The sequence below is a fragment of the Pseudomonas vranovensis genome (assembly GCF_040438935.1).
GTDB lineage: Bacteria > Pseudomonadota > Gammaproteobacteria > Pseudomonadales > Pseudomonadaceae > Aquipseudomonas > Aquipseudomonas vranovensis.
In genome coordinates this window covers 3,161,564-3,179,828 of sequence record NZ_CP159259.1, presented here as the reverse complement: position 1 = coordinate 3,179,828, position 18,265 = coordinate 3,161,564, and the positions used below count along the sequence as shown (strand labels likewise).

Annotated in this window: 19 protein-coding genes; 4 read left to right on the top strand and 15 right to left on the bottom strand. The window is 63.0% G+C overall.

The window, feature by feature from the left end; all coding sequences use genetic code 11:
• Nucleotides 1-5: 5 nt before the first annotated feature.
• The 9 genes from ccoG to ccoN (ABVN19_RS14725) all read right to left on the bottom strand — a co-directional run bounded on the left by ccoG (nucleotide 6) and on the right by ccoN (ABVN19_RS14725) (nucleotide 8,606).
• Complete coding sequence (gene ccoG, locus ABVN19_RS14765) at nucleotides 6-1,421, bottom strand: cytochrome c oxidase accessory protein CcoG (RefSeq protein WP_028945391.1); 1,416 nt, start codon at nucleotides 1,419-1,421, stop codon at nucleotides 6-8.
• Nucleotides 1,422-1,700: 279 nt separating this feature from the next.
• The gene (ccoP, locus tag ABVN19_RS14760) at nucleotides 1,701-2,681 is read right to left on the bottom strand and encodes a cytochrome-c oxidase, cbb3-type subunit III (protein ID WP_028945390.1); all 981 of its coding nucleotides are present in this window, start codon (nucleotides 2,679-2,681) and stop codon (nucleotides 1,701-1,703) included.
• Nucleotides 2,678-2,875, bottom strand: coding sequence for a CcoQ/FixQ family Cbb3-type cytochrome c oxidase assembly chaperone (locus ABVN19_RS14755; RefSeq protein ID WP_028945389.1), 198 nt, complete (start codon nucleotides 2,873-2,875; stop codon nucleotides 2,678-2,680). The genes ccoP (ABVN19_RS14760) and ABVN19_RS14755 overlap by 4 nt, the downstream gene beginning before the upstream one ends.
• A 5-nt stretch (nucleotides 2,876-2,880) precedes the next feature.
• Complete coding sequence (ccoO, locus tag ABVN19_RS14750; RefSeq protein ID WP_105641559.1) at nucleotides 2,881-3,489, bottom strand: cytochrome-c oxidase, cbb3-type subunit II; 609 nt, start codon at nucleotides 3,487-3,489, stop codon at nucleotides 2,881-2,883.
• Nucleotides 3,489-4,931, bottom strand: coding sequence for a cytochrome-c oxidase, cbb3-type subunit I (gene ccoN / locus ABVN19_RS14745; RefSeq protein WP_028945388.1), 1,443 nt, complete (start codon nucleotides 4,929-4,931; stop codon nucleotides 3,489-3,491). The genes ccoO (ABVN19_RS14750) and ccoN (ABVN19_RS14745) overlap by 1 nt, the downstream gene beginning before the upstream one ends.
• Nucleotides 4,932-5,418: 487 nt before the next feature.
• Nucleotides 5,419-6,366, bottom strand: coding sequence for a cytochrome-c oxidase, cbb3-type subunit III (gene ccoP / locus ABVN19_RS14740; protein ID WP_028945387.1), 948 nt, complete (start codon nucleotides 6,364-6,366; stop codon nucleotides 5,419-5,421).
• A complete protein-coding gene (locus ABVN19_RS14735; protein ID WP_028945386.1) occupies nucleotides 6,363-6,551 on the bottom strand; it encodes a cbb3-type cytochrome c oxidase subunit 3 in 189 nt (62 codons plus the stop codon). The genes ccoP (ABVN19_RS14740) and ABVN19_RS14735 overlap by 4 nt, the downstream gene beginning before the upstream one ends.
• A gap of 11 nt (nucleotides 6,552-6,562) precedes the next feature.
• A complete protein-coding gene (gene ccoO / locus ABVN19_RS14730; protein WP_028945385.1) occupies nucleotides 6,563-7,171 on the bottom strand; it encodes a cytochrome-c oxidase, cbb3-type subunit II in 609 nt (202 codons plus the stop codon).
• A 10-nt stretch (nucleotides 7,172-7,181) separates the two neighbouring features.
• The gene (gene ccoN / locus ABVN19_RS14725) at nucleotides 7,182-8,606 is read right to left on the bottom strand and encodes a cytochrome-c oxidase, cbb3-type subunit I (protein WP_028945384.1); all 1,425 of its coding nucleotides are present in this window, start codon (nucleotides 8,604-8,606) and stop codon (nucleotides 7,182-7,184) included.
• A 49-nt stretch (nucleotides 8,607-8,655) separates the two neighbouring features.
• Here ccoN (ABVN19_RS14725) and ABVN19_RS14720 point away from each other — a divergent pair, with 49 nt between their 5' ends.
• Entirely contained in the window at nucleotides 8,656-9,345 is a 690-nt protein-coding gene (locus ABVN19_RS14720; RefSeq protein ID WP_105641613.1) for an alpha/beta family hydrolase, read from the top strand.
• A gap of 55 nt (nucleotides 9,346-9,400) precedes the next feature.
• On the opposite strand, the gene ABVN19_RS14715 is transcribed toward ABVN19_RS14720, so the two are convergent.
• Entirely contained in the window at nucleotides 9,401-9,685 is a 285-nt protein-coding gene (locus ABVN19_RS14715; RefSeq protein ID WP_010225980.1) for a pyrimidine/purine nucleoside phosphorylase, read from the bottom strand.
• A gap of 70 nt (nucleotides 9,686-9,755) precedes the next feature.
• A complete protein-coding gene (locus tag ABVN19_RS14710) occupies nucleotides 9,756-10,307 on the bottom strand; it encodes an exonuclease domain-containing protein (protein WP_028945382.1) in 552 nt (183 codons plus the stop codon).
• A gap of 170 nt (nucleotides 10,308-10,477) precedes the next feature.
• On the opposite strand from ABVN19_RS14710, the gene ABVN19_RS14705 reads away from it, so the two are divergent.
• Nucleotides 10,478-11,281: a transporter substrate-binding domain-containing protein gene (locus ABVN19_RS14705; RefSeq protein ID WP_028945381.1), complete on the top strand. Its 804-nt coding sequence runs from the start codon at nucleotides 10,478-10,480 to the stop codon at nucleotides 11,279-11,281.
• 55 nt (nucleotides 11,282-11,336) lie between these two features.
• Here the strand turns inward: ABVN19_RS14705 and dsbG are convergent, their stop codons facing one another.
• The 3 genes from dsbG to dsbD are packed head-to-tail and all read right to left on the bottom strand — an operon-like array spanning nucleotide 11,337 to nucleotide 14,658.
• Nucleotides 11,337-12,101 (bottom strand): thiol:disulfide interchange protein DsbG, encoded by a 765-nt coding sequence (gene dsbG / locus ABVN19_RS14700; protein WP_105641557.1) that lies wholly within the window; start codon nucleotides 12,099-12,101, stop codon nucleotides 11,337-11,339.
• Complete coding sequence (locus tag ABVN19_RS14695) at nucleotides 12,086-12,943, bottom strand: prolipoprotein diacylglyceryl transferase family protein (RefSeq protein ID WP_028945379.1); 858 nt, start codon at nucleotides 12,941-12,943, stop codon at nucleotides 12,086-12,088. Before ABVN19_RS14695 ends, dsbG begins: the two co-directional genes overlap by 16 nt.
• On the bottom strand, nucleotides 12,943-14,658 hold the full coding sequence (gene dsbD / locus ABVN19_RS14690; protein ID WP_028945378.1) for a protein-disulfide reductase DsbD: 1,716 nt from the start codon (nucleotides 14,656-14,658) through the stop codon (nucleotides 12,943-12,945). Before dsbD ends, ABVN19_RS14695 begins: the two co-directional genes overlap by 1 nt.
• Nucleotides 14,659-14,831: 173 nt before the next feature.
• Between dsbD and ABVN19_RS14685 the strand changes: the two genes are divergently transcribed.
• Together ABVN19_RS14685 and ABVN19_RS14680 are read left to right on the top strand one after the other, a co-directional pair.
• The gene (locus tag ABVN19_RS14685) at nucleotides 14,832-15,515 is read left to right on the top strand and encodes a response regulator (protein WP_028945377.1); all 684 of its coding nucleotides are present in this window, start codon (nucleotides 14,832-14,834) and stop codon (nucleotides 15,513-15,515) included.
• Nucleotides 15,512-16,834, top strand: coding sequence for an ATP-binding protein (locus tag ABVN19_RS14680; protein WP_028945376.1), 1,323 nt, complete (start codon nucleotides 15,512-15,514; stop codon nucleotides 16,832-16,834). The genes ABVN19_RS14685 and ABVN19_RS14680 overlap by 4 nt, the downstream gene beginning before the upstream one ends.
• 26 nt (nucleotides 16,835-16,860) lie before the next feature.
• Here the strand turns inward: ABVN19_RS14680 and ABVN19_RS14675 are convergent, their stop codons facing one another.
• Complete coding sequence (locus ABVN19_RS14675) at nucleotides 16,861-18,264, bottom strand: efflux transporter outer membrane subunit (RefSeq protein WP_105641556.1); 1,404 nt, start codon at nucleotides 18,262-18,264, stop codon at nucleotides 16,861-16,863.
• Nucleotide 18,265: the final 1 nt, after the last annotated feature.

Here is an 18,265-nt window from a genome sequence, read left to right as displayed (position 1 = left end):
ATCTCTTATCGAATTTGTGGGCCGATGAAACGGCTCTTGGCTTCAACCTGGGTGGCGCTGTCGTCGGCGTCCTTGAGGATGAAGGTGACTTCGTTGGTGCTCGATGGCAATTTTTCCGGGGCCATCGACAGTTGTACCGGCAGGCTGACAATATCGCCGGCTGCCACGCGGATTTCCCGTGCGCCTTCCAGCTTGAGGTCCGGCAGGCCGGCGGCGTCGAGCACATAGACGTGGTCGCGCTGGTCCTTGTTCATCACTTTGAGGCTGTAGACGTTCTCGATCCGGCCCTGGGCGTTCTCGCGGTACAGGACCCGGTCCTTGCTGACATCGAAGCCCACCAGCGAACGCATGACGAAGGCGCTGGCGAGCAGGGCGATCATCGCCAGCAGCACCACTGCGTAGCCGATCAAGCGAGGGCGCAGCATATGGGTTTTCTGGCCCGAGAGGTTGTGCTCGGTGGTGTAGCTGATGAGGCCCTTGGGGTAGTTCATCTTGTCCATGATGGTGTCGCAGGCATCGATGCAGGCGGCGCAGCCGATGCATTCGATCTGCAGGCCATCGCGGATGTCGATACCGGTCGGACAGACTTGGACGCACATGGTGCAATCGATGCAGTCACCCAGGCCCTTGGCCTTGTAGTCGAGGTCTTTCTTGCGCGGGCCACGGGTTTCGCCGCGACGCGGATCGTAGGAGACGATCAGGGTGTCCTTGTCGAACATCACGCTCTGGAAACGTGCATACGGGCACATGTACACGCACACCTGCTCGCGCAGCCAGCCGGCGTTGCCGTAGGTGGCCAGGGTGAAGAAACCGACCCAGAAGTAGGCCCAGCCGTCGGCCTGGCCGGTGAAGAATTCCACCACCAGTTCGCGTATAGGGGAGAAGTAGCCGACGAAGGTCATGCCGGTGACAAAGCCGATCAGCAGCCACAGGCTGTGCTTGGCCAGCTTGCGCAGGAACTTGTTGCCGCTCATGGGGGCCTTGTCGAGCTTCATGCGCTGGTTGCGATCACCTTCAGTGACCTTTTCGCACCACATGAATATCCAGGTCCAGACGCTCTGCGGACAGGTATAGCCGCACCACACACGCCCGGCGAACACCGTGATGAAGAACAGGCCGAATGCGGCGACGATCAGCAGGCCCGAGAGCAGGATGAAGTCCTGGGGCCAGATGGTGGCGCCGAAGATGTAGAACTTGCGCTCCGGCAGGTTCCACCAGACCGCCTGGTGCTCACCCCAGTTCAGCCAGACCGTGCCGAAATACAACAGGAACAGGAAGGCGCCGCCGACCATGCGCAGGTTGCGGAAGATGCCGGTGAATGCCCGGGTGTAGATTTTTTCCCGCGAGGCGTAGAGGTCGACGCTGTCCTTGTCTTTGTTGGCAGGCGGGGTGACATCATGTACTGGAATCTGCTTGCTCATCATTGAGTCCCACGGCAGTGGAATAATGCCGCGATCAGTGCGTGCCGACCGCAGTCAGAAGTTTATGCTGCTCTGCGGCGAATGATACGCCTGTACTGGCCCCGTGGGGCACGGATGCGGCGTTTAGTCGCGTTGGGTTTGCCTGGCTATTGGTGTAGTGGGCGTGTCAATTGATCTGGGTCATGCACGGTGTGATGACCTCTCCTGGGTGCGGGCTTGCCGGGGGTGTAAAAAAGCCCCGGCAGTCTGCACTGACGGGGCTTCTTGTTACCGGGCGAATTACTTCGCGTCGGCGGTTTTCTCAGGCTGGTGCGACAGGCTGTAGACGTAGGCCGCCAGCAGGTGGACCTTGTCGTTGCCCTGGATCGCTTCCTGGGCAGGCATCTGGCCCTGGCGGCCGTAGCGGATGGTCTGCTGCAGTTGAGCGAAGCTCGAGCCGTAGATGAACGCCTGTGGGTGAGTCAGGTTCGGTGCGCCCATGGCTGGGGTGCCCTTGCCTTCAGGACCGTGGCAGGCTACGCAGTTGGCGGCGAAGAGCTTCTGGCCATTGGCCGGATCTGCCTTCGCGCCTTCCGGCAGCTTGCGGCCATCCAGGTTGGTCAGCACGAACGCGGCAACGTCGGCCACGCCTTGCTCGCCAATGACTTCGGCCCAGGCCGGCATGACACCATGACGACCCGCCATGATGGTGGTCTTGATGGTTTCAGGCTCGCCGCCCCAGCGCCAGTCGTTGTCGGTCAGGTTGGGGAAACCGTAGGAGCCCTTGGCGTCGGAGCCGTGGCATACCGAGCAGTTGGAGGCGAACAGGCGGCCGCCCATTTTCAGGGCTTGTGGGTCCTTGGCTACTTCTTCAATGGGCATCGAAGCAAATTTGGCGAAGATCGGACCGAACTTGGCGTCCGCACGGGCCATTTCCTTTTCCCACTCATGCACGCCGGTCCAGCCGGCCTGACCGTTGGCAAACTCGGTCTTCTTCTCGTTATCCAGGTACTGGTAGCCCGGCAGGATGCCTTTCCAGTTGCCCAGGCCCGGGTACAGCACGAGGTAGCCGAGTGCAAAGATGATGGTGCCGACAAACAGCATGAACCACCATTTTGGCAGCGGGTTGTCGTATTCCTCGATACCGTCGTAGGCATGGCCCACGGTTTCTTCGGTGGTTTCGCTGCGCTGGCCCTTGCGGGTGGACAGCAGCAGCCAGGTCAGGGCGAAGATGGTGCCCAGACTCAAAACGGTGACGTACAGACTCCAGAAGGTAGTCATTCGTTGTTACTCCTAGACGCTTTCGCTTGCGCTTGCTCGACGTGCTTGCTGGCTTCGGGATCATCCGCGAAGGGCAGCATGGTCGCTTCGTCGAACTCAGACTTGCGCCGAGAACTGAACACCCACAACGCCAGGCCAACAAAGGCCACCATCACAACGACGGTGCCCAGGCCACGAATCATCCCGATATCCATCAATGTCACCGTTTGCTTTTGATGATGGTGCCCAGGCCTTGCAGGTAGGCAACCAGGGCGTCCATTTCAGTCTTGCCCTTGACTGCGTCGCGGGCACCGGCGATGTCTGCGTCGGTGTACGGCGTGCCGAGGGTGCGCAAGACTTCCATCTTCTTGACCGTGTCCTTGCCGTCGAGCTTGTTCTCTACCAGCCATGGGTAGGCAGGCATCTTCGACTCGGGCACGACGTTGCGCGGGTTGTACAGGTGGGCACGGTGCCAGTCATCGGAGTAACGGCCGCCGACACGGGCCAGGTCCGGGCCAGTACGCTTGGAACCCCACAGGAACGGGTGGTCCCAGACGCTTTCACCGGCCACCGAGTAGTGGCCGTAGCGCTCGGTCTCGGCACGGAACGGACGAATCATCTGCGAGTGGCACTGCACACAGCCTTCGCGGATGTAGATGTCGCGGCCTTCGAGTTCCAGCGCGGTACGTGGCTTCATGCCTTCGACCGGTTTGTTGGTGACGTCCTGGAAAAACAGCGGGACGATCTGGGTCAGGCCGCCGATGCTCACGGCGATGACCATGAAGAAGGCCAGCAGGCCGATATTCTTCTCGACTACTTCATGCTTCATCAGTGAGCTCCAACTACAGCGATCTGAGCGGCGGCTTCAGCTTCGGCCGGCTTCGAAGCGCGCACGGTACGGTAGACGTTGTACGCCATCAGCAGCATGCCGGAAGCGAAGAACGCACCGCCCAGGGCACGGACGATATAGCCAGGGTGGCTGGCCTGCAGGGCTTCGACGAAGGAGTAGGTGAGGGTGCCGTCGTCGTTGATTGCACGCCACATCAGGCCCTGGGTGATGCCGTTGACCCACATCGAGGAGATGTAGAGCACGGTACCGATGGTTGCCAGCCAGAAGTGCGCGTTGATCAGGCCGATGCTGTGCATCTGCTCGCGGCCGTAGACTTTCGGGATCATGTGGTACAGGGCGCCGATAGAGATCATTGCTACCCAGCCCAGGGCGCCGGCGTGTACGTGGCCAACGGTCCAGTCGGTGTAGTGCGACAGCGAGTTGACGGTCTTGATGGCCATCATCGGGCCTTCGAAGGTCGACATGCCGTAGAACGCCAGTGAAACCACCAGGAAGCGCAGGATCGGGTCGGTGCGCAGCTTATGCCAGGCGCCCGACAGGGTCATCATGCCGTTGATCATGCCGCCCCAGCTTGGTGCCAGGAGAATGATCGACATCGCCATGCCCAGCGACTGCGCCCAGTCTGGCAGCGCGGTGTAGTGCAGGTGATGCGGACCGGCCCAGATGTACAGGGTGATCAGCGCCCAGAAGTGCACGATCGACAGGCGATAGGAGTAGATAGGGCGTTCGGCCTGTTTCGGCACGAAGTAGTACATCATGCCCAGGAAGCCGGTGGTCAGGAAGAAACCTACGGCGTTGTGGCCGTACCACCACTGGATCATGGCGTCGGTTGCACCCGAGTAGGCCGAGTACGACTTGAACAGGCTGACGGGCAGGGACGCGTGGTTGACGATGTGCAGCATCGCGGTCACCACGATGAAGGCACCGTAGAACCAGTTACCCACGTAGATGTGCTTGGTCTTGCGCTTGACGATGGTACCGAAGAACACCACGCCATAGGTCACCCAGACAATGGCCAGCAAAATGGCGATTGGCCATTCCAGCTCGGCGTATTCCTTGGTGGTGGTGTAACCCAGTGGCAGGGTAATGAGCGCACCGACGATCACCGCTTGCCAGCCCCAGAAGGTAAAGGCGGCGAGGCTGTCGGAAATCAGTCGCGTCTGGCAGGTTCGCTGCACGACATAATAAGAAGTGGCAAACAGTGCACAGCCACCGAAGGCGAAGATCACCAGGTTGGTGTGCAGTGGGCGCAGGCGGCCGAAGCTCGTCCATGGCAGGTCCAGGTTGAGCTGGGGCCATACCAGTTGCGAGGCGATGTAGACGCCAAGCCCCATGCCAAGGATCCCCCAGACCACCGTCATGATGGCGAACTGGCGGACGACCTTATAGTTATAAGCAGTCGGACTGATTGCTGTGCTCATTCTAAGGTTCCACGGTTTGGGTGTTTTTGTAGGTTAAAAAATCGGCGCAAGTATGTATAAACCGTGTGGTTATTGCAACGCGATGGCTCCCGCGCCGACCTTTGCCAAAGCCCGATCTACCGCTGTTTCGAGCATTGTTGGCGGACGAAGTGTACACAATTATCTGCTTGATATGTGTACCGTTATCCACAAATTCTTGTCCAATCGGTCAGGCTTGCTGTGACCATATTTCGTTTGCCCTGAAGGGGGACGAAGAGGTCGAGCCGATCCCATCTACCTTTGCACGCATTCTTCAACTGGCACCGCCGCCCGTGGGGTTCATCGGCCCTTCGGTTGCGGTCGCTGTGGCAACAAGCTTAGTTGTGTTCAAGGCGGGTGCAAGGCGGGGTGGCGGGGGAGGTGCGACACTTGGTCGCAAGCGGGAAAGGGGACCGCCGCATCCGGGTGGAGGCGGCGGTTTGAGTCAAGGCTCAGTTACGCGAAGATTTCACTTGGCAGTCAGGCTCTCGCCCTGGGCCGGTTCTTCCTGGGACAGGCTGTAGACATAGGCGGCCAGCAGGTGGACCTTGTCGTTGCCCTGGATCTCTTGCTGGGCAGGCATCTGGCCCTGGCGGCCGTAACGGATGGTCTGCTGCAGCTGGGCAAAGCTTGAACCGTAGATGAACGCCTGCGGGTGAGTCAGGTCTGGCGCGCCCATGGCCGGGGTGCCCTTGCCTTCAGGACCGTGGCAGGCCACGCAGTTGGCGGCGAACAGCTTCTGGCCATTGGCGATGTCGGCCTTGGTGCCTTCAGGCAACTTGCGCCCGTCGAGGTTGGTCAGCACGAAGCCGGCAACATCGGCCACACCTTGCTCGCCGATCACTTCCGCCCAGGCTGGCATCACGCCGTGGCGACCGCTCATGATCGACTGCTTGATGGTGTCCGGCTCGCCGCCCCAGCGCCAGTCCTTGTCGGTGAGGTTGGGGAAGCCGTAGGCACCCTTGGCGTCGGAGCCATGGCACACCGCGCAGTTGGAGGCGAACAGGCGGCCACCCATTTTCAGCGCTTGTGGGTCCTTGGCTACTTCCTCCACCGGCATGGCAGCGAACTTGGCGAAAATCGGGCCGAACTTGGCGTCCGCCTTGTCCATTTCCTTTTGCCATTCGTTGACCTGGGTCCAGCCATTCTCATAGCCGGGCAGGATGCCTTTCCAGTTGCCCAGGCCCGGGTAGAGGATCAAATAGCCGACCCCGAAAGCCAGGGTGCCCACGAACAGCCAGAACCACCACTTGGGCAGCGGGTTGTCGTACTCCTCGATGCCGTCGAAGCTGTGGCCCATAGTCTGGTCGCTGGTGCCGGGCTTCTCGCCCTTGCGCGTTGCCAGCAACAGCCAGGTCAGGCCGATCAGGCTGCCGATGGTCAGTACGCTGATGTACGTACTCCAGAAGGTGGTCATTGCCCGTTACTCCTCGATTCGGGTTCATTGGCAGGTGCCTGGCGGTCGTCGGCAAACGGCAGCAGGCTGGCTTCGGCAAATTCCCGGTCGCGCCGACCGTTGAACACCCACAGCGACAGGCCGATGAAGGCGATGGCCACCAGGAGGGTGCCCAGGCCGCGCAGTTGACCGATATCCAGTGTCAAGTCCATGGCCCTTACCTCTTGTTCTTGATCGCGGTGCCCAGCACCTGAAGGTAGGCAACCAGCGCATCCATCTCGGATTTGCCCTTGAGCGACTCAACCGCGCCGCTGATGTCGGCATCGGTGTATGGCACGCCCAGGGTGCGCATGGTGCGCAGCTTGGTCTCGGTGTGGCTGCTGTCGACCTGGCTTGCCACCAGCCACGGGTAGGCTGGCATCTTCGACTCGGGCACGACGTTGCGCGGGTTGTACAAGTGGGCACGGTGCCAGTCATCGGAGTAACGGCCGCCGACACGGGCCAGGTCCGGGCCGGTACGCTTGGAACCCCACAGGAACGGGTGGTCCCAGACGCTTTCACCGGCGACCGAGTAGTGGCCGTAGCGCTCGGTCTCGGCACGGAACGGACGAATCATCTGCGAGTGGCACTGCACACAGCCTTCGCGGATGTAGATGTCGCGGCCTTCGAGTTGCAGCGCGGTGTAGGGCTTCATGCCCTCGACCGGCTTGTTGGTGACGTCCTGGAAAAACAGCGGGACGATCTGGGTCAGGCCGCCGATGCTGACGGCAAACACCATCAACAGCACCAGCAGGAAGACGTTCTTCTCGATTACTTCGTGTTTCATCTCGGTCTCCTCAGGCCAGCTGCGCAGCGGCAGGGGCGGTCGTGGCCACCGGAGCACGCACGGTGCGCCAGGTGTTCCAGGCCATCAGCAGCATGCCGGTCAGGAAGATCGCCCCGCCGACGAAGCGCACGATGAAGCCAGGGTGGCTGGCCACCAGGGTTTCGACGAAGGAGTAGGTCAGCGTGCCGTCGGCGTTCACTGCACGCCACATCAGGCCCTGGGCGATGCCGTTGACCCACATCGAGGCGATGTAGAGCACGGTACCGATGGTGGCCAGCCAGAAGTGCGCGTTGATCAGGCCGATGCTGTGCATCTGCTCGCGACCGAAGACTTTCGGAATCATGTGGTACAGCGCGCCGATCGAAATCATCGCTACCCAACCCAGGGCGCCGGCGTGTACGTGGCCGATGGTCCAGTCGGTGTAGTGCGACAGGGCGTTGACGGTCTTGATGGCCATCATCGGGCCTTCGAAGGTCGACATGCCGTAGAACGCCAGCGAGACCACCAGGAAACGCAGGATCGGATCGCTGCGCAGCTTATGCCAGGCGCCGGAGAGGGTCATCATGCCGTTGATCATGCCGCCCCAGCTCGGGGCCAGGAGGATCAGCGACATGATCATGCCCAGCGACTGGGCCCAGTCGGGCAGCGCGGTGTAGTGCAGGTGGTGCGGACCGGCCCAGATGTACAGGGTGATCAGGGCCCAGAAGTGCACGATCGACAGGCGATAGGAGTACACAGGGCGTTCGGCCTGCTTGGGCACGAAGTAATACATCATGCCCAGGAAGCCTGCGGTCAGGAAGAAGCCCACGGCGTTGTGGCCGTACCACCATTGCACCATGGCGTCGGTGGCGCCGCTGTACAGCGAGTAGGACTTGGTCAGGCTGACCGGCAGTTCCAGGTTGTTGACGATGTGCAGGATGGCCACGGTGATGATGAATGCACCGAAGAACCAGTTACCCACATAGATGTGCTTGGTGGTGCGCTTCATCAGGGTGCCGAAGAACACCACGGCGTAGGCGACCCAGACGATGGTGATCAGGATGTCGATCGGCCACTCCAGTTCTGCGTACTCTTTGGAGCTGGTATAACCCAGCGGCAGCGTGATGGCAGCCAGCACGATTACCAGTTGCCATGACCAGAAGGTAAAGGCGGCAAGGCGTGGAGAGAACAGGGTGGTCTGGCAGGTACGCTGGACCGAGTAGTAGGAGGCGGCGAACAGTGCGCAACCGCCGAAGGCGAAGATCACCGCGTTGGTATGCAGTGGACGCAGGCGTCCAAAGCTGGTCCAGGGGAGGTCGAAGTTGAGCGAAGGCCAGACGAGTTGCGCGGCAAGAAAAACGCCGAGCCCCATCCCGACGATTCCCCACACCACCGTCATAATGGCGAATTGGCGGACCACCTTGTAGTTGTAGGCGGTACTGCTGGTTGTGTTCATGTATGGGTTCCCATCCACGGTTATAGGCAGACTAAACAGCGAGGCAAGCATGAGTAATGGGCAACTGGCCGGTATTGACGGGGATCAATGGGCACAGCTGGTCGAAACCCGCGGCTGGCGCTGGAATGCCCCGCAAAATCAGGGGGATGGCGCGCCTGTGCGGTGCCTGATCCTGGCCCATGGCGCAGGGGCGCCGATGGACAGCGGGTTCATGGACGACATCGCGCAAAGGCTGGCGGCGCAAGGGCTGGGGGTACTGCGCTTCGAGTTTCCGTATATGGCGCAACGGCGCCTCGATGGTGGCAAAAGGCCGCCGAATACGCAGGCCAAGCTGCTTGAGTGCTGGCGCGAGGTGTACGCGCAGGTGCGACCTTTGGTCACTGGGACGCTGGCCATTGGCGGCAAGTCCATGGGCGGGCGCATGGCCAGTCTGCTGGCTGACGAATTGGGCGCCGATGGGCTGGTGTGCCTGGGGTATCCGTTCTACGCGGCGGGTAAGCCGGAAAAGCCACGGGTAGCACACTTGGCGGAACTGAAGACGCCGACGCTGATCATTCAGGGCGAGCGAGATGCCCTGGGGAACCGCCAGGCAGTGGAGGAGTATGTGTTATCGCCGGCGATCGAAGTGTGCTGGTTGGAGGCGGGGGATCATGACCTGAAGCCGTTGAAGGCGTCGGGGTTCAGTCATGCAGATCATCTGGCAACTGCGGCGCAGAGGGTTGCAGCGTTTTTGCGATGATACCGAGGGTGGAAGCGGATGAATCCGCCCCCACCCGGTCAGTGCAGTACCCGGTTCAGCCGCGGTACTCACACAGGTAGGCAGTGTCCACCGCTACCTTGAGCTGGAACTTGCTGTTGGCAGGCACATTGAACTGGCTGCCGGCGCTGAAGGTTTCCCAGTTGTCGCTGTCAGGCAGCTTGACGGTCAGGGCGCCAGACACCACGTGCATGATTTCACGCTGGGCGGTGCCGAATTCGTACTCGCCGGGGGCCATTACGCCAACCGTGGCCGGGCCTTCGGCAGTGCCGAAAGCGATCGACTTGACCGTGCCATCAAAGTACTCGTTGACCTTAAACATGGGCGACTCCTGAAAAGGGGCTGAAAAGGCTGGCCAGTATGCCCAAGGCTCCTGGCGCCGTCATCCGCTTTCAGAAGCCGCCTGGCGGCAGGGTCAACGGCAGCAGGCGCGCCGTGTTGCGGGCGTCTTCCAGGGCCCGGTGCTGCTGGCCGCTGAACTGCAATCCGGCCAGCTGCAATGCACCGTTCAGGCCCAGTGGCCGTTGCAGGTGCCGAGCCTTGGCAAAGCGTTGCTTGAGGTTGATGTGGGGTGTGCTGGCCAGCAGGCTCTGGAGGTTGTGCAGTTGCCACTCCTGAACCAGTTGCTGTCGATCGTAATCACCCCAGCTGACCCAGGCTTCCAGATGCGCCTGATGATGGCCGATCCAGCGCTCGAATTGCCCCCACACCTCGCCGAACCCCGCCGCCGTGTCGACATTGGCCTGACTGATATGGGTCAGCTCTCGGCAGAAGGGGGTCAGCTGCGGCCGGCGCCGCGGTTTGATGAAACGCTGGAAATGATCTACCTCACGACCCTGGCGGTTGACCAGCGTCGCTCCGATTTCGATGACTTCCATATCCGTGACTGGCCAACCGCCGTCATCCGTGGTTGCTTCCAGGTCGATCACCAGCCAATGGCCCATAGTAGGCTCCCTTGCAAGACTCGCTAGAGCGTAGCCAAAGTCGGGCCTGTGGGGTATCCCCTGGCGAAATGCCGCTTGCTGGCCTTTTGGCACAATCGGCTGTTGTACCGCGCGCGGAAAACGCCTAGCTTAGATTCAATTCGGCTCTAACCCGCAAAGAGTGTGTTGCTTTGACTCCAACGCCCATGGCGCAGGCCAGATCCTTGCTGCTCATGTTCACCACCCTGTGGATGGTGATACCAGCCCAGGCACGCGAGGAAATCGAAGTCAAAATCGGCGCGGCGCATTTTCCTCCCTATACGGTGCGCCCGGAGAAAGGCGCCGACACCGGTTTGCTGCCGCAGTTGGTCGATGCCTTGAACGCTGCCCAGCAGCACTATCGGTTCGTCCTCGTGCCCACCTCGATCCCGCGGCGCTTTGGTGATTTCAAGCAAGGTCGCACCGACATGGCGATCTTCGAAAACCCCCAGTGGGACTGGCAGGAGATCCCCCACGTGGCGGTGGACATGGGGCTGGAAGATGCCGAGGTGTATGTCACCCAGCACTTGCCCGAGCGCGACGAAAGCTATTTTTCCGACCTCACGGGCAAGCGCCTGGCCCTGTACAGCGGCTATCACTACGCCTTCGCCGATTTCAAGTCCGACCCCAAGTACCTGGTCGAGCACTTCACGGCGACCCTGACTTATTCCCACGACAGCAACCTGTTGATGGTCGAGCGCGGGCGGGCGGATGTTGCCCTGGTCACCCGTTCCTACCTGAGTGATTTTCAGGCCCGCAATCCGCAGAGTGCCCAGGCGTTACGCGCTTCGGAACGGGTTGACCAGGTCTATCACCACTATGCACTGCTACGTCCCGGTGCACCGATCAGTGGCGAGGCGTTCGCCGGCCTGTTGCAGCAATTGCGTGACCAGGGCGAACTGCTGCGCATCTTCCAGCCGTATCAGATCATCGTTAGCCAGCCCCGGGCCGATTGAGCTCCGGCCTACTTCATTGCCGGCGTTCTGGGCGCCAGGGCGTGCGCTCAGGCTGTCAGCGTTTACCCAGGATCTTGCCGAGCATTTCTGGCCGTGGCGCACCTTGCTGGGTTTTCAGCTGTTGCTGCTCGTCGAGGTAGAAGATCGCCGGGGTGGCCGACAGGCCCAACTCTTCCATGGTGGCCAGGTTTGCGTCGAGCTTGGCCTGGACGTCGGCCGGGATCTTCTCCAGTGCCTTGAGGGTGCTGGCCTTGCCGGCCTTTTCGTGAGTGTGCAGGGCCTTGATCGGGTCTTTGCTGGCCAGCAGTGCGGCCGACTTGCCTGGGCTGTCTTCACGGATGATACCGACCATGATGTGGCGCAACTGCACCTTGCCCGACTCGACCCACGGCCGTGCCTGCTGCCAGAACATGTTGCAGTACGGGCAGTTCGGGTCGCTGAACAGGTAGACGATGCGTGGCGCGTCGGCCTTGCCGTCGGCAATCCAGGCGGTCTTTTCCATCTTCGCCCAGATCTCCTTGGCCATCGGGGCGTAGACCAGTTTCTCCAGGGGCGCTTCGCTCAGGTCCTTGCCCTGTTCATCGAACAGGCTGCCGACCAGTACGTGCTTGCCATCGGGCGTCAGGTAAAGGGCCATGCCGCGGCTCTGGTATTCACCGGCATAACCGCGCAGCCCATTGGGCGCGTCGAAGCTGCCTTTGATTTTTACCCCCTTGGCTTCCATCTGCTGGACCGCCTTGGGCAGGTCTTCGGCGATGACCGCCTGGCTGGCCAGCAGGCCGAGGGTGAACGTGAGGGGCAGTTTCAGCAAAGCGTGCATGTGTCATTCCTTGAAGTGTCGGAGACGGCGGGTGCGGCGGGGCGCTCGAAGGATTCCAGGGCGTGGCTGAGGCTGGCCCGCGACAGCTCGCCCAGGTGGCTGCCGACCAGTCGACCGTCGGCGTTGTAGAACAAGGTAGTGGGCAGGGCCATGGAGCCGACCTGCTGGGCCAGTTGGCCGCCGCTGTCGAACAGCACATGGGACAGGTTCAGGCCGGTGGTGGCGAGGAAGTTACTGACCGTTTGCGGCGATTCACCCTGGTTGACGAACAGGAAGGTGATGTCCGGGCGTTCATTCTGGCCTTGCTGCAAAACGGGCATTTCGCGCCGGCACGGCGGGCACCAGGTGGCCCATAGGTTGATCACCAGGGGCCGGCCACGGTAGGCGCTCAGCTGTACGGCCTGGCCGTCGGCCTTGCGCAGGCTGGTGTCGGGTAATTGCGTGCCTTGCTCATACAGGTGACTGCCCAGGCTGCCCAACAGCCAGAACAGCGCACCGCTGAACAGTCCCCAGCCCAAGGGGCGGCGCAGAGTGGGACGGCGAAAACCCTGCCACAAGGCGCCCACCGCCACGGCCAGCAGGCCGGGCCAGGGCAGAAAGCCGCCATCGCGCAGGTCGACAATTTGCAGGGGGTCATCGCGGTACATCGGCCAGTAGCTGAGCACAAAGCCCAGGCGGGCGGCGAGCAGGCCGAGCAGGAACAGGCTGAACAGCACGGACTCCGGGTTGTCGCCCCCGCGTTTGGCCACCCGCCAGCCGACCAGGGTGGCCAGCGTCAGCGCGCAGAGCAGCAGCAGGTGGTTCATGGCCATGTTCAACGGCCCGAGGTTTACGGTCAGCATCAGCCTTGACTCCGGGTCTGCGCCCATTGTTCGAGGAAACTCTTCGCGTCGATTTCACCCGTGATACGGCGCGCTCGACGCTCGTTGCCCTCCGGCCCGATCCAGATCAGGCTGGGTGGGCCCGGCACCTGGTAACGCTGCATCAGCTCGCGGCTCGGCGTGGCATCGGCGGTCACATCCAGGCGTATCAGGCGTACGCCGTCCAGTGCGGCCAGCACATCGGCGCGGGCGAATACCTGTTTTTCCATTACCTTGCACGACACGCACCAGTCGGCATAGTAGTCCAGCATCACCCATTGGCCCTGGGCTTTGGCCGCATCCAGTTCGCGCTGCAGCTCGACTGGCTGGGTCACGGTGGCGAAGGCGTCGGTGTGCGCCACGCTGGCGACCGTGCCGCTGCCGGCACGGAAAGGCTGTAGCGGTTGCCAGGGGTCGTCGCCACCGGCAGCGGCACCGATCACCAGCAGGCTGCCCCAGAAACCCAGTATCAAGGGTGCGGCACGCACAGCCCGCAGGTTATGCAGCGCCGGCCATGCCGCCCAGGCCAGGGCAATCAGCCAGGCACCGGCCAGGCCCAGCCACAGCGAAGGCTCGAGCACGGTGCGCAAGGTGTACAGCGCCATGGCCAGGAACACGAAGCCGAACAGGCCCTTGACCAGGTTCATCCACGGGCCGGGGCGCGGCAGGTAGCGATTGCCCAGGGTGACCAGCAACAGCAGTGGCAAGCCCATGCCCAGGCCCAGGGTGAAGAGCACCAGGGCGCCATGCACCGCGTTGCCACTCTGGGCGATGTAGAGCAGCGCGCCGGCCAACGGCGCGGTCATGCACGGCCCCATCAGCAGCCCCGACAGGGCGCCCAGCAACGCCGCGCCGTACAGGTTGCCGCCCTTGGTGCCATGCCCGGCGCGTTCCAGGCGGTCACGCAGCCAGACGGGTAACTGCAACTCGAAGGCGCCGAACATCGGCAAGGCCAGCAGTACGAACAACGCTGCCAGGGTGCCCAACAGCCAGGGTTGTTGCAGCCAGGCCTGCAGGCTGGCACCCAACAGCGCGGCAACCACGCCCAGGGCGGCATAGACCAGGGCCATGCTGAGTACATAGACGCTGGCCAGCGCCCAGCCACGGCGGGCGCTGACACCATTGCCCAGCACCAGCCCGGCGAGAATCGGCAGCATCGGCAGCGAGCACGGGGTAAAGGCCAGTAGTAGGCCAAGACCGAGGAACGCCAGCAGGCTCCAGGCCAGGCTCGACTGTTGCAAGCCGCCGGCCAGCGCCTGATCGCTGGCTTGCCCAGCCGCCTGCCCGTCGGCCGGCGTGTCGCTCAGGCTGACCAGGCTGGTTTGCGGCGGGTAGCACAGGCCGGCATCGGCACAGCCTTGCCAGCCCATGCGCAATTGGCCGCTTGCGTCGGCGGGCAGAATCAGCTCCAGCTCACCGCGATACACCAGGGTTTCACCGAAGTACTCGTCCTGGTGGGGCAGGGCCTCTGGCAGTGCAGGTTGCTGCTCGGCGGGCAGGCCGTCGAACTTCAGGCGCTTCTGGTAGAGGTAGTAGCCGTCGGTGATTTTCCAGTGCAGGCGCATTTCGCCGCTGGCCAGCCGTTCGCTGCTGAACACGAACGCCTCGTTGACCGGCAGGAATTCACTTTTGGCAAAGGGGTTGGCCTGGGTCAGGCCACTGAATACGAACATCAGGACAATCAGTAAAACGCGCATCTCGAAGCCTTGGCAGTGCGATGAGCGGTCGATGCTGGCCGGGTTCGATTAACCGAGTGTTAACCGCTCGGCATCGATTGTCGGCCCGACCGCGACGTTCCGGCCCTGGCACGGCATAATCCTGACTTAATGCGCCTGCGCTTCACTGCCCACTTTTAGCCCCGAGACCGACCATGCACGTACTGCTCTGCGAGGACGACGACCTGATTGCCAGTGGCATCGCCGCAGGGCTTGCCGCCCAGGGCATGACCGTGGATCGGGTGGCTACGGCCAGCGCTGCGCAGGCGCTGCTAGAGGCGGCAAGCTTTGATGTAATGGTCCTGGACCTGGGCCTGCCCGACGAAGACGGGCTCAAGCTGCTCCAGCGCCTGCGCCAGCAGGGCCACAGCCTGCCGGTGCTGGTGCTCACCGCCCGCGACGCTATCACCGACCGGGTCGACGGCCTGCAGGCCGGTGCCGACGATTACCTGTTGAAGCCCTTCGACCTGCGGGAACTGGCGGCGCGTTTGCACACCTTGTTGCGCCGGTCGGCAGGCAGGGCTGTCAACATCATCGAACATGGCCCGCTGAGCTACGACCCCAGCAGCCGGGAAACCTGCCTGGGCGGTGTCCCGGTGGATTTGTCGCGGCGTGAGCAGGCGCTGTTGCAGGCGCTGCTGCACAACCGTGGCCGGGTGCTGTCCAGCGAGCAACTCAAGGACAGCGTCTATGGTTTTGGCGACGAGGTCGAGAGCAACGCCTTGAACGTGCATATCCATCACCTGCGCCGCAAGCTGGGCAACGGCATTGTCGAAACCGTACGCGGCCTGGGTTATCGCCTGGGCCCTGCGCAACTGCCCGAGACCTCGCAATCATGAGCCTGCGTGTACGCCTGACCCTGATCCTGGGGGCTGCCTTCGTGGTGATCTGGGCACTGGCGGCGGCCTGGATGCTCCGCGATCTGCGCCATCAGATGATGTTCTCCCTGGACCAGCGCCTGGTGGCCTCGGCGCGTATGGTTGCAGGCCTGATCGACCAGATGCCGCAGCCGCTGGTGAGCAAGGGCGAGAGCACCAAAATCAGTGCCGACCAGCTCAGCGTGCCCGATGGCATGGCGTGCCAGGTCAGTTCGTTGCGCGGTGAAATCATCGCCCGCAACCACAGCAACGACCAGGTGTTGAACGATGATCGCAGCGGTTTTCGCGACCAGACCATCGATGATGCGCGCTGGCGCACCTTCACCTATTACCGTGGTGATGTACGCATTACCACGGCAGACCGTCATCAGGAGCGCGAGGCGCTGAACCGCTCGATTCTGCTGGCCGCCTCGGCGCCGGTACTGGTCGCCCTGCTCGGGAGCCTGGGGCTGCTGTGGATCGGTGTCGGCAAGGGCCTGGCGCCGCTCAACCGCATGCGCGATGCCCTGCGCAGGCGCAGCCCCGATGCCCTGGAGCCCTTGCAGGTGCGTGGCCTGCCCGGCGAATTGCAGCCGCTGCTCGATACCCAGAACCAGTTGTTCCAGCGCATCGCCCAGACCATCGAGCGTGAGCGCCGGCTGACCGACGATGCCGCCCATGAGCTGCGCACACCCCTGACCGCGATCAAGACCCACCTGCAGGTGGCACGGATGACCGATGGCGACATCCGCGAGCAGGCGCTTGAACACGCCGAACAGGGCGCCGACCGGTTGCACCGGACTTTGGAGCAATTGCTGTTGCTGGCGCGGGTGGAGGGCAGCCTGTCGTTCGAGGACGGCGTGCAGTGCAGCGCAGAGCAGGTGGCGCGCCAGGCCATTCAGGACACCGGGTTGGGTGATTCGCAGCGCATCGCGCTGCAGCTGGACCCAGGCGCCGCCCAGGTTTATCTGGGCATGCCGGCGCCGCTGGCAGTGACGGCCTTGCGCAACCTGTTGGACAACGCCCTGCGCCATACCCGGGGCACCGAGCCTGTGGAACTGGCCGTACACATGGACAAGGGCCGAGTGGCCTTCACCGTGCGCGATCACGGCCCCGGTATTGCCGAGCAGGACCTGGAGCACTTGACCGAGCGCTTCTGGCGTCATGGCCAGAGCGGCGGTTGCGGCCTGGGCCTGGCGATTGTCCAGGCCATTGTCCAGCGCTGTGCCGGTACCCTGCGCTTCGACAGTCGCAGCGACGGGTTGCGCGTGCTGCTGCAGGTGCCGCTGCGCACGGGTTGATCCGCTTCGGCACACTCAGGTGGGGCCTAGCGGGCCTGCCAACCGCCACCCAGTGCCTTGTACAGTGCCACGCTGCCTTGCAGCCGAGCCAGGCGCAGCTGTACTTGCAGGTCCTGGGCCTGGTACAGGGTGCGCTGGGTTTCAAGCACCGTCAGCAAGGTTTCGGCGCCGGCTCGGTAGCGGCGTTCAGACAGGGCGAAGGCAATGTGCGCCTGTTCGACTTCCTGGTCTTGCCACTGGCGCTGGTTGTCCACGCCGCTGATGCCGTTCAGCGCTTTTTCGACATCGGCAAAGCCGTCCATGATGCTGGCGCGATAACGCTCCAGTAGCTCCTGTTCCACAGCCCGGGCCTTGTCGCGCTCGGCGTTCAACCGACCATTGTTGAAGATCGGTGCCGCGAGCCCCGCACTCAGGGTGTAGTAGGGGCTGCGCAGGATGCGGGCGAATGTATCGGCCCCCGAGCCCAGATCCGCACCCAGGGTAAAGCTTGGCAACATCGCCGCGCGGGCCACGGCGACATCCGCCTGGGCCGCCGCCAGGCGTGCCTCGGCGGCGGCGATATCAGGCCTGCGGCTGAGCAGGTGGCTGGGCACGCCACTGCCGATGCCAGGCCAGCGCAGCCCATCGATGACCTCCTGGATCGGCGCCAGTTGTTGCACCGGCTCACCCAGCAAGGTCGCCAGCGTGACACGCGCTTCTTGCAGTTGCTGTTCGAACAATGGCACCTGGCGTGCTTGTCCGGCCACCAGGCTGCGTTGCTGGGCAAGCTCCAGGGCGGTCGCCGATCCCGAGTCGTAACGAGTCTGCACCAGGCGCAGCACGTCCTCGGCATTGGCCAGGTTGAGCCGGGCTATGCGTACCTGTTCGGCCAGGGCCAGGCTTTGCAGGTAGCTGTTGGCGACGCCGCTGAGCAGGGTCAGCTCGACGGTCTGGCGATCGAAGCGGCTGGCGTCCAGGTCATGCAGGGCACTGTCGCGGGCCGCGCGCTTGCCGCCCCAGAAGTCGATCTCGTAACTGGCGCTCAAGCGGGTGTTGAACGACGTACTGGTTCGCTCATAGTCGCTGGCATCGAGTTGGTCGAAGCCATCGCCGCGCAGCAGGCGCTGGCGGCTGGCGTCCAGGCCGAACGTGACCTCCGGCAGCAACGGCGCCCCGGCGATCACCGCCGAGGCCTGGGCCTGGCGAACGCGCGCTGCGGCGGCGGCCAGGTCGAAGCTGCCGAGGCGTGCCTGCTCGATCAGTTGATTGAGCGGTGCGCTGGCAAACGCTTGCCACCAATGGTCGCCAGGCAGCGGCTGGTCGGTGCTGGCGTCCAGACTTTGCCAGCTTGTCGGCGCTTGCAGTCCACTTTGTGGTGGCGTGGACGTGGCGCTGCAGGCGGCGATGAACAGGCTGATGGACAACAGGCTGAGACGGCTGGGCAGGTTCATG

What these genes read in the sequence shown, in the direction of transcription:
- ABVN19_RS14685 (WP_028945377.1), top strand. Translation starts at nt 14,832, where the DNA reads ATGCACGTACTGCTCTGCGAGGACGACGACCTGATTGCCAGTGGCATC.
- ABVN19_RS14680 (WP_028945376.1), top strand. Translation starts at nt 15,512, where the DNA reads ATGAGCCTGCGTGTACGCCTGACCCTGATCCTGGGGGCTGCCTTCGTG.
- ABVN19_RS14720 (WP_105641613.1), top strand. Translation starts at nt 8,656, where the DNA reads ATGAGTAATGGGCAACTGGCCGGTATTGACGGGGATCAATGGGCACAG.
- ABVN19_RS14675 (WP_105641556.1), bottom strand. Translation starts at nt 18,264, where the DNA reads ATGAACCTGCCCAGCCGTCTCAGCCTGTTGTCCATCAGCCTGTTCATC.
- ABVN19_RS14710 (WP_028945382.1), bottom strand. Translation starts at nt 10,307, where the DNA reads ATGGGCCATTGGCTGGTGATCGACCTGGAAGCAACCACGGATGACGGC.
- ccoN (WP_028945388.1), bottom strand. Translation starts at nt 4,931, where the DNA reads ATGAGCACAGCAATCAGTCCGACTGCTTATAACTATAAGGTCGTCCGC.
- ccoO (WP_105641559.1), bottom strand. Translation starts at nt 3,489, where the DNA reads ATGAAGCATGAAGTAGTCGAGAAGAATATCGGCCTGCTGGCCTTCTTC.
- ABVN19_RS14755 (WP_028945389.1), bottom strand. Translation starts at nt 2,875, where the DNA reads ATGGATATCGGGATGATTCGTGGCCTGGGCACCGTCGTTGTGATGGTG.
- ccoG (WP_028945391.1), bottom strand. Translation starts at nt 1,421, where the DNA reads ATGAGCAAGCAGATTCCAGTACATGATGTCACCCCGCCTGCCAACAAA.
- ABVN19_RS14715 (WP_010225980.1), bottom strand. Translation starts at nt 9,685, where the DNA reads ATGTTTAAGGTCAACGAGTACTTTGATGGCACGGTCAAGTCGATCGCT.
- dsbG (WP_105641557.1), bottom strand. Translation starts at nt 12,101, where the DNA reads ATGCACGCTTTGCTGAAACTGCCCCTCACGTTCACCCTCGGCCTGCTG.
- ccoP (WP_028945387.1), bottom strand. Translation starts at nt 6,366, where the DNA reads ATGACCACCTTCTGGAGTACGTACATCAGCGTACTGACCATCGGCAGC.
- ccoP (WP_028945390.1), bottom strand. Translation starts at nt 2,681, where the DNA reads ATGACTACCTTCTGGAGTCTGTACGTCACCGTTTTGAGTCTGGGCACC.
- ccoN (WP_028945384.1), bottom strand. Translation starts at nt 8,606, where the DNA reads ATGAACACAACCAGCAGTACCGCCTACAACTACAAGGTGGTCCGCCAA.
- ccoO (WP_028945385.1), bottom strand. Translation starts at nt 7,171, where the DNA reads ATGAAACACGAAGTAATCGAGAAGAACGTCTTCCTGCTGGTGCTGTTG.
- ABVN19_RS14695 (WP_028945379.1), bottom strand. Translation starts at nt 12,943, where the DNA reads ATGCTGACCGTAAACCTCGGGCCGTTGAACATGGCCATGAACCACCTG.
- dsbD (WP_028945378.1), bottom strand. Translation starts at nt 14,658, where the DNA reads ATGCGCGTTTTACTGATTGTCCTGATGTTCGTATTCAGTGGCCTGACC.